Consider the following 14,544-nt stretch of genomic DNA (forward strand, 5'->3'; position numbering starts at 1 on the left):
AAAGGTTAGAATGGAAAGCATTTTAACGTAAGAATAATTGGTTACCACATGGAATAACAACGAGTAACCGCGAATTTTGACTACGCAAATATGTCACCATGAATCCTCCCAAAGCACATACCCATAAAAGGGGTTAAGGGGCGAGCCCCTTGCGGGTGCAGGGCAGAGCCCTTGCCCGTCGGAGACCCGCCAGAGGCGTATTCGCCTACCCGTCGGAGATAAAAAAGCGCCGCAGGCCTAAGCAAACAAAAAAAGCCAGAACAAGTGTTCTGGCTTTTTGATTATTTTGTGATATGGAACAGGCTAGAATAAGAAATTTTTAATACCTGTGAACATAATCTGTGCAGAGAGCGCGGAGAGGATGAGCCCGCTGATTTTACTCATGATTGAGAGCCCGATGGTTCCGATAAGACGCTGAATCTGCGGAGCCACATAGAGCAGGCAACCTACGGAAAGGATAGCAGCGAGGAGCCCACAGCTACTTGCAATGCGCGTTGTGGTATCTGTGATCTGTGCACCCATAATGAGCAGGGTACCGATGGTTGCTGGGCCGATAACAACAGGGATAGCGAGCGGAACAACGCTGATGTCGCCGTCTTCGTCGATATCGTCAGGGTTTTTAATAGGCTTTTTGGTGCCTTGAATGAGGTGTACGGCAGAGATGAACAGGAGTGCGCCTGCACCAATTCGGAATGCGTCGAGCGTAATACCGAAGATCGCAAACAGGGTGTTCCCAAAATAGAACAGCGTGAACGCTGCGACGATAACAGCAAAAGTTGTGCGTATTGCTGTGTGGCGTTGTTTTTCTTTTGGCATATCAACAGTGAGTGCCAAGAACATACTGATCACGAAGAACGGGGTCAAAATGAAGAAAAAGCGTATGTAGGTTTCAGTAAAGGTATTGAAGATCATGGAAGTTGACATGGTTTTCCCTGCTATAAAAGACAATATCGTTGCTGGATGGTACGTTAAAAAATGTTTTGAAGTGCAAAGTGTGAGGACGCTTTTATGCCTGTTCGTGCAACTAATCAAGCGTTTTTTTTTAAGTGAAAAAATATAGCGTTTACAGTCAATTAAGCTCGTGAGCAAAGGGTGGAACATGAAGAAAGTTAACGCGGCGAAGACTCCGGTATATTTCTTTGGAACTTGTCTTGCGGATATGATGTACGCAGACTCTGCAATGGCAGCAATCCGGCTTATAGAACGGGAAGGCTATGAGGTTGTGTACCCCATGGAACAGAGTTGCTGTGGGCAGCCTGCATATAACTCGGGATTCCCGGAAGAAGCGAAAGATGTTGCGTGGAAGCAGGTGCAGATTTTTGCGAAACATGACTATCCGATTGTTGTGCCGTCCGGTTCCTGTGCGGGCATGATGAAGGTGCATTACCCGAAACTATTCAAAGATTCGCCCGATCTTTTCATAGTGAAGCGCTTTAGTGAAAGAGTGGTTGAGTTGACCACATTCTTACACCAGCACGCGAATGCACAATATGAGGACAAGGGCGCGCCGATTAAGGCAACGTGGCATTCTTCATGTCATGCAATGCGGGAAGCAAACTGTGTAGCCGATTCCAAGGCATTGCTGATGCAGCTGGGCAATGTTGAGCTGATTGAACTGGAACGCGAACGGGAATGTTGCGGCTTTGGCGGCACGTTCTCGATTAAACAACCGGAGATCTCCGGTGCCATGGTTTCGGACAAGGTTGCGGATGTTGTTGCAACTGGTGCTTCTGTGGTGCTGAGTGGTGACTGTGGATGTTTGCTGAATATTACAGGGCATATGGAAAAAGAAAAAATCGATGTAAAAGGCCAGCATATAGCGGAATTTATCTGGGAGCGTATCAATGGCTAGTAACGAGAAGTTCAATTTTGCGCAAAACGTGGCAGAGGCACTGGCGGACAGCCAGCTACGAGCGAACTTCCGTTTCGCTACGGATACACTTATCCAGCGGCGCGGCACTGTCTTCGCAACGCCGGAAGAGACGGAGTACTTGCGCGACGTAGGTAGCGCTATGAAAAAAGATGTGCTGGCGAACCTGCCGGATCTGCTGGAACGGTTCGAAGCACAGTGTATTAAGAACGGTATAATCGTGCATTGGGCAGAGACTGCTAAAGACGCCAACGAGCTTATTCTTTCTATTCTTGATGACCATTCGGCACAGAAGATCGTTAAGGGTAAATCCATGGCGTCGGAAGAAATTCACCTCAACTCTTATCTGGAAAAGCACGATAAGGAAGTTGTTGAAACAGATTTTGGTGAATTTATTATCCAGCTGTGCAACGAGCCTCCGTCACATATTATTGTGCCTGCTGTGCATAAGAACAGAAAGCAGATTGCAGAGGTGCTGGCTGAGCACGTGGAAGGCATGGAGTACACGGAAGACGTGGACGTGATGCTGGAAAATGTGCGCAGTACGTTGCGTGAGCATTTTAAAACAGCGGACGCTGGTATTTCCGGCGTTAACTTTGGCATTGTAGAGACAGGAACCCTGTGCCTTGTAGAAAACGAAGGCAACGGGCGTATGTGTACAACCGTACCGCCCCTGCATATTGCATTAATGGGTATTGAAAAGCTTATTGAGAACGTGGAAGATATTCCTGCAATCTACAGGCTGCTGTGTGGCTCCGCTACAGGGCAGCGCGTTACTACCTATTTTAATATGATCTCAGGTCCCCGTATGGAAGGTGAACGTGATGGTCCGAAGGAAGTGCATCTTGTATTGCTAGATAACGGTCGCTCAAGGATTATGAACGATCCGCAGCTTGGCGATGTGCTTAAATGCATCCGTTGCGGAACCTGTTTGAATCACTGTCCTGTGTTTACCCGTATTGGCGGCCATGCCTATGGTTCTACATATCCGGGGCCTATTGGTGAGATTCTTGTGCCGCAGCTTGAAGGATTGAATCCTAAAGGCGCTATTGCAACGGCATCCTCTCTTTGTGACGCTTGTTCCGAGGCGTGTCCGGTACGTATTCCGATTCCTGAAATTATCCGCCGTATGCGTGACGAAAGTTACGGTAACGGCGAACATGCAAGTGTTGCAGGGAACGGCTACAAAAAGAGTTGTATCGAAAGTATGGTTTGGCGCAGTTGGCGTATGTCGCAGACCTGCCCGACAATGAATAAAGTTATGCTGAAAGGGCTTGCGCTGTTCGGCAAGTGGATTCCGGCTGTTGGGCCGTTGAAGTCATGGATGAGTGTGCGCAGTAAGCCTACGTTCGGGAAGAATAGTCTGAAAGACTTAGTGAAGAAAGAGGGGGTGCGTCATGAGTAGTAGTACAGAAAGCAGAGAACGCATCTTGGGTCGCTTATACAACGCGCAGCAGTATGGACGCGATGCCTATATTCCGCAAAAAAAAGTGTGGAACATTAAGAATCGTTCCAAAGAAGAAAATATTGCAGAATTCACAGAACGCATGAGCGCTGTCCGGACAGAAGTTTTTCGCGCCAAAGGAGCAGCTTGGGTGGCTGAGCTGCAAAAGCTGGTGGAAGAACGCGGGCAAAAGACTTTGCTATATGCTCCGGCTACTCCTACAGGGAAGGCTTTGGCAGAGAACTGGAAAAAGAAGAGTTCTTGCAAGCTGGTAACGTGGGAAGGCTCTATTGAAGAGTACAAGGATGAGCTGTTTGCCTGTGATGGAGCTGTCACCGGATGCCTTGGCGGCATTGCGGAATCCGCAGCTGTTATCCTGTGGCCTACAATCGACGAACCGCGTCTTATGTCTATTGTTCCTCCGCTGCATGTTGTGGTGGTGGAAGCAAGCAAGATATATACGTCGTTTCAGGATGCCATTAAAAAATTAAAATGGAATGCGGCAATTCCTACGAACGCCTTACTTATTTCAGGTCCTTCCAAGACCGCAGATATTGAGTTGATTCTCCAGTTCGGTGTGCACGGGCCTACCGACTTGATGGTATTCATCACAGAATAGCAATACAGGTAATGGTTGCACTGAACAGTGCTACCTAATCTGGTAGAAAAACTTTGTAAGCAATCGTAAGTAATCAACACATTCCAGAATGAACCAAAAGCCAAACCCTCACAGCAAGTTACATTGCACAGGGTTTGGCTTTTTTTGTGTCATATTGGAGCAACCACACATGGAATTCTCGATAAAGGTACTGATCATCGTGTGTTGCAGGCGTCAGGAGGGTGTAAAGGGTATGTCAGTTAAGTTTCACTTGCAGGCTTTACAAGAAGTAGACTGCAAGGGTATTCTAACTCCACGGTTTGGTGTGATAGGGAAAAATTAACCGTCCCTGAACATCAACCGTGTTCTTTTTTTTCTCGTCAAAATTATGACAGTCTTATTAGATACTCAGTAATATCATTTTGTTAGAACTTTTTCGATATCGAACAGAGAGGGGAACCAGTGTACTACCGGCATTTCAAAGGAAAGTTCTATCAGACTGTTTCAGAAGCGCTCGATACCACAACAGAGGAAGTAGTTGTTATCTATCGAACGCTCTACGCAAGTGATTATGCATGGTTTACGCGACCAGCAGCGGAATTTTTTGGGGAAAAAGAGTTGGCAGACGGAACACGTGTGAAGCGGTTTGCACCAATAGAGAAAGATCAGTTGCCGAACGATGTGCAGGAATATTTGATGACACACCCTGTACAGAGCTTTCAATAACGCGTTGTAATCTTTGTTTCACCTATAAAAATCAGGGCATTGAACTGCGCAGAAAGTTTTTTTTTCTTTTTACATGCTTGAAAAAAACAGTTCAGTCCTGTAGCAAGTCCTAGACTGTATAGAAATCAGCACTTGTTGCTGCAGGAGGAAGATAGGATAATGAGCGAAACCGAAAACGATACCCAAAAAAAGAGCACGCCTTCTTTTGCGGCCGGCAGTTTGGGAGCCGTCCTCAATGAGAAAGAAAAAAAGTCTCTTCTTACATACATTGCACTCGGTATCATTATTGTTGAATGCGTAGTGACAGTAGTTGCTATTCTTCATGGTGTTACTAATCTGCACCCGACAGCTGAAGGGAATATGGAGTACCTTTTCCCTTGGAAAGCGTACCTTGTAGCTGTATTGCTCGCTCCAATTGCAGTTATGTTCATCATCCAGATTATCGGAATGGGATTCAACCGCTTTATCAACGGTGATCCTGTTATGAACGAAATCGACAATGAACATATTCCTGAAAAAATGCGAAACTGGATCCATCTTGTCAATGGCATGCCCACAACAATCCTCCTCGCAGGGTTCTTGTTCGTGGGTATGATCCTGTTTAATATGGATATTATTATCGATTTTGTTTTAAAGCTTGGACAAGCTGCGGCGGAACTCGCCATATGGATCAGTGTAGGGCTAGTCGTTGCATGGATCACAAGCTATGTCTGTAAAATGTACTTTATGTACCGCACCCGCCGAGTCGCTGAAGAATACGCGTTTAGACGCGAAGTTCTTGAACGTACCGGCATCGCAATCATTGATCAAAAAACTGCAATCACATCCGATGGCAGAATGCTGATCGCTGATGCAACTCTTGATGGTAAACGTCCTATCGATATCAGCCCCGAAAATGCTATCGAAGGTGGAACTGTCGTTGAGCCAAAATCTCTCCCGCCATCTCAGGCGGACAAGTTGTTATAGCAACACGAATGCAAAAAAAAGCCCCCGCATGCAGCGGGGGCTTTTTTTTTTGCTTTTTATTTTTTTGTTTTGCCTCCGGCGGCTTAAGAACCCTGTTACACTGTCGCTTTCTGTAATCTCTCGTACCTCGAGAACAGCTACCGCTTTGGAAAAGGGCTTCTTAAGAATCTCCTAAAACTTTTAGTTGCGAGGTAAGCACGTTTTTAATGTTGTTTTGCGGCTGAGGCTTTGGTTGTTGGAAAGATATATATTGTAATAAGAGCCTATTACAAATTGCTATGGACGAATGTAATGCCAACTAGCGCTTCCGATACTTTCTATACGCTTGCAGCGCTGCGGCGAGAGAGCCTACAAGCGCGCTGGAGCCTTGAATCAGGTCATTTCCTGTAAGTCCGCCTTGGCTTGGTGAGATTTCGATAACAGAGAGAAGGCCAAGCCCCACGAGCGGTATCCAAAAGCAACAAAGAACGAAAGCTGTAATGAGCTTTGCTCTGGGTATGAGCCGTGTAGCCACATATACGAGCACAAAGCCCCCGACGAGCGGGGCGAAGATTCTGTCATAGTAGAATGTTCCGGCTAGATGCACACTCATCATTCGGAAAATGAAGCCGAATGAGATCATGATTGCGAAGAAAAGGGGTACAAGTAGCAGCCAGCGAACCCATTCTGGAATTTTTTGATACGATTCAAACATATTTCTCTCGGCATTGCAGATGACTACAACGAAAGTTATAATAATAAAATCGAAATGTTGTGGCTGGTGTGAAGTGTATATGTTTTAAAAAAGTCCAGAGGCAGTGCGGAGAAAATACGCCACTCTAGGTAGAGAATATGCCTGTGGCAGCAGTTTCAGCAATTCTTATTTCCTTGCTCTTGTCGGTTTATCAATGGTGTCACAAAGTAGATGTAGTAGATTTATCTCAATCCGTGCGTAGGGCTTTTATGTAATCAAATAAAATAGCACAATAAGATAGAGAGGAATCTTGGTATGGCCAAAAAAGATACAATGAAAACAGCCTTTGGACGTCCTGTCGGGAACGATTTGAATTCATTGACTGCTGGCGAACGCGGGCCTGTATTGATGCAGGATGTGCATCTTTTGGAAAAACTTGGACATTTTGACCGTGAACGCATTCCAGAAAGGGTTGTGCACGCTAAAGGCGCTGGCGCGTATGGCTATTTTGAAGTGACAGCAGACGTTACCAAGTACACAAAGGCAGCTTTTTTGTCCTCTGTGGGTAAAAAGACAGATGTCTTTGCCCGTTTCTCCACCGTTGGTGGCGAGAAGGGTAGTGCTGATGCAGAACGCGATCCACGCGGTTTTGCGTTAAAATTCTACACGGAAGAAGGCAACTACGACATGACAGGCAACAACACGCCTGTGTTTTTTATCCGTGATCCACTAAAATTTCCTGACTTCATTCATACCCAAAAGCGCGATCCTGCAACAAACCTGAAAAGCGCAACCATGGCGTGGGATTTCTGGTCACTTACGCCGGAATCTATCCATCAGGTAACGATTCTGTTCTCAGACAGGGGAACACCAGCCACCTTCCGTAACATGAACGGTTACTCCAGCCACACATTCAAGTGGTACAACGATAAGGATGAATATTTCTGGGTGCAATACCATTTCAAAACTGACCAAGGCATTAAAAACTTTACCGGTGCCGAGGCTAAGGAAATGTGCGGGAAAGACCCCGACCATGCAACCCGTGATCTTTATGAATCTATCGCAAATGGCGATTTCCCGTCATGGACGCTAGAAATGCAGATTCTTACTCCTGAGCAAGCAGAGGTGTTTGAGTGGGATATTTTTGATATCACAAAAATTTGGCCGCACAGCCAAGTGCCGCCGATTACCGTCGGCAAGCTTGTGCTTAATCGCAATCCTGAGAACTATTTTGCAGAAGTTGAGCAGGCAGCCTTCAACCCAAGCAGTCTTGTGCCCGGAATCGGCGTATCTCCGGACAAAATGCTTCAAGGGCGTCTCTTCTCCTACCACGACACGCATCTGCATCGTCTAGGCACAAACTATCATCTTATCCCTGTGAACCAGCCTAAGCATTCACCGCAGTTGAATCAGCAGCGTGACGGTGCCATGCGGGTAGACGATAACGGACTGGGCAGACCGAATTATTGGCCGAATAGTTTTAGCCCAATCGCACCTGAAGGAAAAAATGAAGAGCCGGATATTCCATTGGAAGGTGCCGGTTCCCGATACGAATTTGCACACAAGAATGATGACTTCGTACAAGCCGGAAATCTCTATCGTGAAGTTATGACAGATGCAGACCGCAACAGTCTCATAACCAACCTAGTAGGGCATATGGCAGACGTACCGCTTCGCATTAAGCTACGCCAGTGTGCCATCTTCTATCTGGCAGACAAGGATTACGGCGAACGTGTCGCGAAAGGGCTTAAGCTTGATCTAGAGCATGTTCGCAAGCTCGCAGGCATGACGCAAGAACAGCGCGTGGCTGAGACTGCAACTTGTAGCAAACTTGTTTTTTGCCTCCGGCGGCTTAAGAACCCTTTAAAAAGGGCTTCTTAAGAATCTCCTAAACTTTTCATTTGCGAGGTCTTTCTTTATTTAAGCTTGCCTCGCGGCTTTCCACCCCATTACCTTTCCATTAAAAGGGCTGTCCTGACTATAGGGGCAGCCTTTTTTGATATCCTGACTCTACGGAGTAACATTTCTTTATTGTTCTTTAGAGTTAGTGATCGCATGACGGGGTTTTCTATCTGTTTGGTATAGTTGACATAGATTTAGTCGAGGTGTAGCACCTTTAATCTTACCAATAATAAGAGAGGTTTTTTTGAATAGAAGAATGGATCTTGTGAAACTGGTTGTTAGCGCGAGCCGCAATCAGTAATGTTTTTTAGGATGTGGTTCACATGATGTGAATTACGCGTCCTGTTTTTGATAGCGATTTGTTTCGCTCATTACTGACACTGTCCTTGTTTGGACAGTTTTGTCGTTCTCGTCTGGCAACCACTATTTTGCGTATAATATCGGGATAATATAGCAACCATGTTGCGCGTATTGTCTATTCATATTTGTAAGTCGTCGTACCGGCTATACAATGTTATTGCACACAGGAGTGGACCAATGCTGATTAGAAACGAACATAAAAACGACGTTGATCGTATTTCCGAGATACAATTTGCCGCATTCGACGGGCATCCTATTCATGCCGGAGCTGCGCCCACAGAGCATCTTATAGTTGAGCGGTTACGTGCCGCAGACGCGTTAACGCTTTCGCTTCTGGCGGAAGAAAACGGAGAAGTTCTTGGGCATATTGCCATATCGCTCGCAATCGTAGGTGAATGCAATCAGGGCTGGTATCTTCTTGGTCCTGTTGGGATTGTACCCAATAAACAGCGCCAAGGAATAGGGTCTGCATTGATCCGTGAAGTTTTAATGCAGCTACAGGGAAGCCGTGCAGAAGGTATTGTTCTGGTAGGTGATCCAGAATACTACAACCGTTTTGGTTTCAAGAGCTTTTCAGGGCTTTCATACTCAGGAGTCCCCGAACAGTTTATTCTGGGTTTTTCTTTTTCAAACAAAGATCCGGAAGGCGAAATCATAGCGCATGAGGCTTTTCGTACTCCCAAATTAGAGGTGAAAAGTCCCCCGAAGGAGAGTGAAACTCCACGTCGTTCACGTCATTACCTTTCCGTATCTCACCGTAAATAGCGCATTTGCCACGGGGCTAGGTATTTACCAACTCTTGTAGCAAGCACGTGTTGTTTCAATAAAGAAATACGAGTTGTGAGAAGCAATTTGTGTTCTCACCAAAGTCTAAAAATGCTGTGTAATCTGCATTTGCAGAGCTTGCCCATTGTTGATTGCAGTTACCGTGATTGCAGTTGTCAGGAAGTGTAGGCACACAGTGCATCGAAACATCAAAATAGTGTTTCAACATAAAATAAAAAGGCTGTCCTTCATTTGGAAGGACAGCCTTTTTTTGTAATTATCGGCAAGGAAACGTTGTTTTGAAACAAGAATTGTAGAGCTACTACGAGTTTTTTAACGCAGTCTGGCTGTTTCCGTTACTTGAAGACGTAATGGAGCGAGGTACTGCGGTAAAGAGGACAAAACAATGTGTCTCGTATTGCTTATTGAATTAAGCTGACCTCAAAACTTCTCAGCTGTTTCAAATTTCCTCTGGCTTGGATCTTCTGCATTTCTACCAACTGTAGAAGGCGGTAGTTTAGCCATGTGTCTGAAAGTAATTGATCGGTAATGCCAAGAGTTTCACCAACAATTCGGGCGGCATTTACGAATTCGTTTTTGCAGTTATGAAGGAGCAGAGCGTCGTAATATCTTTCATCAACGGTCACAACTGCTTCATTTTTCCAAATACGCAATGTGCCGTTTTGCTGAACAGTTTGATTCCAGTTTCTAATAAGCTCATGTTTTCTTTCGGGTGAAATCTTTGTTTCAGTTCCAATGAATGAGCCTAATTTTTCTGGAGTATACTCGCCTGTTCCTCTGGCTAATGAAATTTTATTATCTAAAGCAACTTCATAGAGTTCTTCAAAATCCTGAAGTTGCTTCACGACCATTTGAAGCATGAGTTGTTCTGGCGCATTTTCACAATGCCAAAGAATAACTTTGCAATCTGTAAAATTTTCAGGAGAAGGCCACGATTTTATTGCCAGCTCAACGTATTTTGCAAATTCTTCATCATCTGGATCAATGCTGTTAATCAGCTTTTTTCCGAATTCGATTCTGTCTTCTATAGTCTGCAAAGGGCCATTTGAAAGATCGTCATTGATTGAGATTACGTCTTGATTCAAGCGATACTCGTTTATGATGTATCGCAGGCTCCCCGCAGCTGACGGGCCAAAAATTATATGCTTTGTTTGCTTCATCATAATTCACCATAAGTAAGTTACAGCAGGAAACAATGTATAACATTGGGAACAGACCTTTCTTCATGAGGTCTCATAATTTCATATGATCCATATTGCACTCGTCTAACCTTCCTTTTTACGAAAGATTCAGTTGGCAAGAGAAGCACTGTGAAGCCGCTAGAGCTTTTTAATCCCTTTTCGTTACGCTTTGGTCAACTGCCAGCAACGGTAGCAGCCGAGGGCGGAGCGGATAAGCGTCATGGCGCCGGTTGCGAGCCAAATCCACATAACTGGCTGTGGTGGCTGAAACATTGTGATGAGCATAATGAATCCGATACCGATGATGCAGGAGATGCACATGGCGTTTCGGGTAAATGCAAAATCACCGATACCCCATAGAATACCGTCTGTTGCGTAGGATAGCGAGTTTGTTGGCTGAAAAAGAGCTACAATCGTCCATGCGGAATAGAACACAGCATATGATGCTGGCGGGATAAGCAATTCTGCAAAAAGGTCGGCTCCTGCGATCATAAGACCGCCGATTATGATGCCGGTTATGAAGCTGTATCCGAATGTTTGACGGATAACTTGCTTGATCATGAGGGTGTCGTTTTTGCCTTTGAAAAATCCTGTGAGACTTTGTCCTGTGATGGCGAATGTATCGAGCAGCATGGTGCTGAACATAACAAATTGGCGAATACCTTGATGCGCTGCACCTTCGATTGCGCCAGCTTGTGTGGCGGTGCGTGTGCAGTAGAGCAGGAAGGCAATGACAAGCCCTGTACGGACAGTCATGTCCCAGCCGATGGAGAGTAGACGTCTGCAACGTGGAGCATCAAATATTGGTTTGATGCCGAGCTTTTTGTGTAATGCGTAGAGCGTGATTGCCATGCCGACATACTGACTGAAGGTTGTAGCCAGTGCTGCGCCTGTGACGCCAAGCTCTGGAAACGGGCCGATACCGAAAATGAGTACCCAGTCGAGCACTACGTTGAGTGCGTTCACAACGGTGGTGACGATGAGCGGCGTACGCATGTCTTGTAATCCACGAAAAATACCGAAGGAAGCCATGGTAAAGAGCACGGCGGGGCCACCTGCGAGTCTGCATGTCATGTAGTCGATGGATAGATTTTGCATGACGCCTTCAGCGCCCATGAATTTTGAAATTTGTGGCAGGAAGAATATGGGTAACAGGGCTGCTATAAAACCGATGGCGAGCGAAAGAATGAGTGCTGTGCTGGCGGTGGTTGCAGTTTCTTTTTTGTTTTGTGCTCCGACACAGTGCGCGATTTCTGTCTGTGTTCCGATACCGAGGAAGTTGAAAATCCAGAACGCGGAAGAAAGCACCATGGTGCCGATACCGAGAGCTGCTAACGGCTCTGTACCAAGCTTGGCAACGAATGCGGTGTCTACCAGACCGGTAAGCGGCTCCGCGATGAGGGATAAGAGCACTGGAACAGACATGCTTGCAAAGGTTTTTGCAGGCGATTTTCTGTATGCATGTTCGTTCAAGGACTCTGTAGAGGTACTCATTAATCGTTACTCCAAAAAAAATTGATCAACACAGAAAGATAATTCCTTGCGGCTTCCAACGACGTAATTAACGGATGGCTCTCGCATAATAAAAGTTTTAGGAGAGTCCAGAGAAGCCCTTTTCCAAAAGGGTTCTCTGGCCGCCGGAGGCTCGTCGAAGACCCGCCAGAGGCAAAGATCTCGTCGAAGACCTACCAGAGGCACAAGTATTATCGAAGATCCACCAGAGGCAAAAAAGCCATCAGAGACACAGGCTCGCTAACCACATAGCCGCCTCACGGATACCCGCAACCAGAGGCAAAAAAAATCTGCACCCAATAACTTGGATGCAGATTTGTTGATAGCTGTCGTAGCGATGCTACTCTTCGTCAACAAACGGGTTGAAGTACCCGAAGTTAATCCAAGGACATGCCTTTTTGAGTCTTTTTCTAAAGAAGGTAAAGCCCATACTTGCACCAAAGTCGATACCGTCCAGTAACTCCAAGTACATTTCCGGATCAATATTAAGGTTACGAAGCTGAACGAAATCGAGCTTTGTATCCGTAATAAGGTTCACTAACGCTTCAAATTCCGGTTCGGAATCTGTTACGCCAGGGAAGTAGAGCAAGTTGAGTGAAACCCACTTGTTGCGTGCTTTTGCTTCCAAGATGGACTGTTTTACATCCGCAAAACAGTAGCCGTTTGGACGATAGTAGCGGGTGTAGACTTCTTCTCGGGCAGAGTTAAGGCTTACACGGATGGATGACAAGCCTGCGTCTGCAAGTTCTGCCACTTTGTCCGGTAAGGAAGCGTTTGTGTTCATGTTGATGGTACCGCGTCCGCCTTCTGCACGGAACATGGTAATCGCTTCGGTGATCATTTTTGCTTCAGTCAGCGGTTCGCCTTCGCAGCCCTGACCGAATGAGAAAATTGGTTTTTCTTTTTCGTTCGTTGCATGGTGACGCATTACGCCGCAAACTTCTTCCGCTGTCGGGGTAAAGTCCAGACGATCCTGCGGGGAGGCACAAATTTGGGAAGTGTTTTCCTGAAAAGAAATACAGCCGATACAGCGGGCGTTGCAGGTACGGGACGTAGGCAGTGGTGCCTCGTAACGACCGATTGCAAGGTTTTTTGCTGCCGGACAGGAGTACTTGAGCACACATTTGTTCATAATGTGCTGCATGAGACGGTTTTCTTTGTATTTCTCTAAAATTACGTTGGCAAAACGGTTAATTTTTTTACCGGAGAAGCCTTTGAAAACCTGACGTACGTCCTGATCTACTCTTTTTGCTGCTACATAAAATTTGCCGTTGGCAAAGCCTACAGCGCCGTATGCAAACAGCGGCAGGGTAGGTGCGTCATCATCGCTTTTGTAGGCGGCGTGGGCAGTAAGAGTATGTGCAGGCGCAACAAATGCTGCCACTGCAAATTCTTCCATCTGCTCAACTTCGCCGTCTTCTCCGTCCAGACCAAGTGCACGGCGACCCGGCAGCATGAAAATGTCACTGCCTTCAGGAAGCGGCATGAGCTCATCCGGACGCGGCTGAGCGAGGTCGTTACCACGGCGGCACAGCATAAGCAGTTCTGGATGATCGTAAATGTTACCGTCTTTGTCTGCCACAAGAAGCTTTGGGCGAATATTTGAAGAAGCCATTATCTCTCTCTATAAAATAACAGGCGTAGCCGCCTGTGTAGTGAATTTGTTTGAGTTGGTTGTGTCATACATAAAAGTGTACATGCTGGCAAAAAGTACTTTTCTGGTCGGGTTCCATTTTTCGCAGAGAAAATAAAAAATATATATGGCCTTAAGATAGTTGAAAAAGATCCGATAGGTGTTTCAGGTAGATTTTGTCTGTTACAAATGATGCACATAAAAACATTAATATCTATTGATGGTTACAGTTCTTTTTTTACCGGAAAACCCCTGAAGGTCATTGCCGGAGAACATAAGCCAACATATAAATCGGTTCGCTGCATCTTCGTACACATTTGCGGAAGTTCATGGCTCTATTCGAGTCGTGTTGCGTTAAGCATATAAGATTTGTTTTTTTGAATGGAGCCACTTGGTATGGAATCTATGTTTTTTATTGTTCTCGCGTGCGGTGTCACCCTGATTCTTATTCTTTTGTCATTGCTGAAGAAGTATAATGATCTGCGCGATACGCTTGCAACGCTTGAGACAGAAAACAATAGTATGGAAATGAAAAAGGACGCTTACGAAGCTGAAATTGGCTCGTTAAGTGAGCGTATAGCAGAATATACAAAAGAATACATGCTGCTGGAACGGTCTCTTGCGGAGTCCCGACAGGCAGAAAATGAGCGTGTTTTAGAAAAAGAACGCTACAAATATATGTCGTTTGTTGAATACCTGCTGTCTAAAGGACATATCGATAATGAAGATGTCGCAAAGGCTGAAGCGTATAAAAAGAGAAATATCAGTTCGATGGGAGTGGCAGAAGTGCTTGTGCTCTTTAACCGCATCTCCGGCGAGAGTATGAAGCAATATCGCGAAGAATTTCGCACTGCTACCGGACAGTAGTACTATCATTCCATAGAATATTCTGC

Annotated in this window: 13 protein-coding genes; 8 read left to right on the forward strand and 5 right to left on the reverse strand. The window is 45.7% G+C overall.

Annotated features, from left to right (window positions below):
* Positions 1–303: 303 nt before the first annotated feature.
* Complete coding sequence (locus MKHDV_RS05890) at positions 304–924, reverse strand: MarC family protein (RefSeq protein ID WP_160713250.1); 621 nt, start codon at positions 922–924, stop codon at positions 304–306.
* Between the two features lie 175 nt (positions 925–1,099).
* Between MKHDV_RS05890 and MKHDV_RS05895 the strand changes: the two genes are divergently transcribed.
* From MKHDV_RS05895 to MKHDV_RS05915, 5 genes are all read left to right on the forward strand, one after another.
* Complete coding sequence (locus MKHDV_RS05895) at positions 1,100–1,852, forward strand: (Fe-S)-binding protein (RefSeq protein ID WP_160713252.1); 753 nt, start codon at positions 1,100–1,102, stop codon at positions 1,850–1,852.
* Positions 1,845–3,275, forward strand: coding sequence for a LutB/LldF family L-lactate oxidation iron-sulfur protein (locus tag MKHDV_RS05900; protein WP_160713254.1), 1,431 nt, complete (start codon positions 1,845–1,847; stop codon positions 3,273–3,275). The genes MKHDV_RS05895 and MKHDV_RS05900 overlap by 8 nt, the downstream gene beginning before the upstream one ends.
* Positions 3,268–3,933, forward strand: a complete 666-nt coding sequence (locus MKHDV_RS05905) for a lactate utilization protein (protein ID WP_160713256.1) — start codon at positions 3,268–3,270, stop codon at positions 3,931–3,933. The genes MKHDV_RS05900 and MKHDV_RS05905 overlap by 8 nt, the downstream gene beginning before the upstream one ends.
* A gap of 441 nt (positions 3,934–4,374) precedes the next feature.
* A complete protein-coding gene (locus tag MKHDV_RS05910) occupies positions 4,375–4,638 on the forward strand; it encodes a DUF1653 domain-containing protein (RefSeq protein ID WP_160713258.1) in 264 nt (87 codons plus the stop codon).
* 159 nt (positions 4,639–4,797) lie between these two features.
* The gene (locus MKHDV_RS05915) at positions 4,798–5,604 is read left to right on the forward strand and encodes a hypothetical protein (protein ID WP_160713260.1); all 807 of its coding nucleotides are present in this window, start codon (positions 4,798–4,800) and stop codon (positions 5,602–5,604) included.
* A gap of 298 nt (positions 5,605–5,902) precedes the next feature.
* On the opposite strand, the gene MKHDV_RS05920 is transcribed toward MKHDV_RS05915, so the two are convergent.
* Positions 5,903–6,298: a hypothetical protein gene (locus tag MKHDV_RS05920; RefSeq protein WP_160713262.1), complete on the reverse strand. Its 396-nt coding sequence runs from the start codon at positions 6,296–6,298 to the stop codon at positions 5,903–5,905.
* A gap of 294 nt (positions 6,299–6,592) precedes the next feature.
* Between MKHDV_RS05920 and MKHDV_RS05925 the strand changes: the two genes are divergently transcribed.
* Together MKHDV_RS05925 and MKHDV_RS05930 are read left to right on the forward strand one after the other, a co-directional pair.
* Positions 6,593–8,158, forward strand: coding sequence for a catalase (locus MKHDV_RS05925; protein ID WP_160713264.1), 1,566 nt, complete (start codon positions 6,593–6,595; stop codon positions 8,156–8,158).
* 558 nt (positions 8,159–8,716) lie between these two features.
* Positions 8,717–9,304 (forward strand): GNAT family N-acetyltransferase, encoded by a 588-nt coding sequence (locus tag MKHDV_RS05930; RefSeq protein ID WP_160713266.1) that lies wholly within the window; start codon positions 8,717–8,719, stop codon positions 9,302–9,304.
* A gap of 422 nt (positions 9,305–9,726) precedes the next feature.
* On the opposite strand, the gene MKHDV_RS05935 is transcribed toward MKHDV_RS05930, so the two are convergent.
* The 3 genes from MKHDV_RS05935 to MKHDV_RS05945 form a co-directional block, all read right to left on the reverse strand.
* Complete coding sequence (locus MKHDV_RS05935; RefSeq protein ID WP_160713268.1) at positions 9,727–10,488, reverse strand: DUF1835 domain-containing protein; 762 nt, start codon at positions 10,486–10,488, stop codon at positions 9,727–9,729.
* 180 nt (positions 10,489–10,668) lie between these two features.
* Entirely contained in the window at positions 10,669–12,000 is a 1,332-nt protein-coding gene (locus MKHDV_RS05940) for an MATE family efflux transporter (RefSeq protein ID WP_160713270.1), read from the reverse strand.
* 358 nt (positions 12,001–12,358) lie between these two features.
* On the reverse strand, positions 12,359–13,633 hold the full coding sequence (locus tag MKHDV_RS05945) for a radical SAM protein (RefSeq protein ID WP_160713272.1): 1,275 nt from the start codon (positions 13,631–13,633) through the stop codon (positions 12,359–12,361).
* Between the two features lie 414 nt (positions 13,634–14,047).
* Here MKHDV_RS05945 and MKHDV_RS05950 point away from each other — a divergent pair, with 414 nt between their 5' ends.
* On the forward strand, positions 14,048–14,518 hold the full coding sequence (locus MKHDV_RS05950; RefSeq protein ID WP_160713274.1) for a hypothetical protein: 471 nt from the start codon (positions 14,048–14,050) through the stop codon (positions 14,516–14,518).
* The last annotated feature ends 26 nt before the right edge of the window (positions 14,519–14,544 follow it).

The sequence above is a fragment of the Halodesulfovibrio sp. MK-HDV genome, from assembly GCF_009914765.1.
Lineage (GTDB): Bacteria > Desulfobacterota > Desulfovibrionia > Desulfovibrionales > Desulfovibrionaceae > Halodesulfovibrio.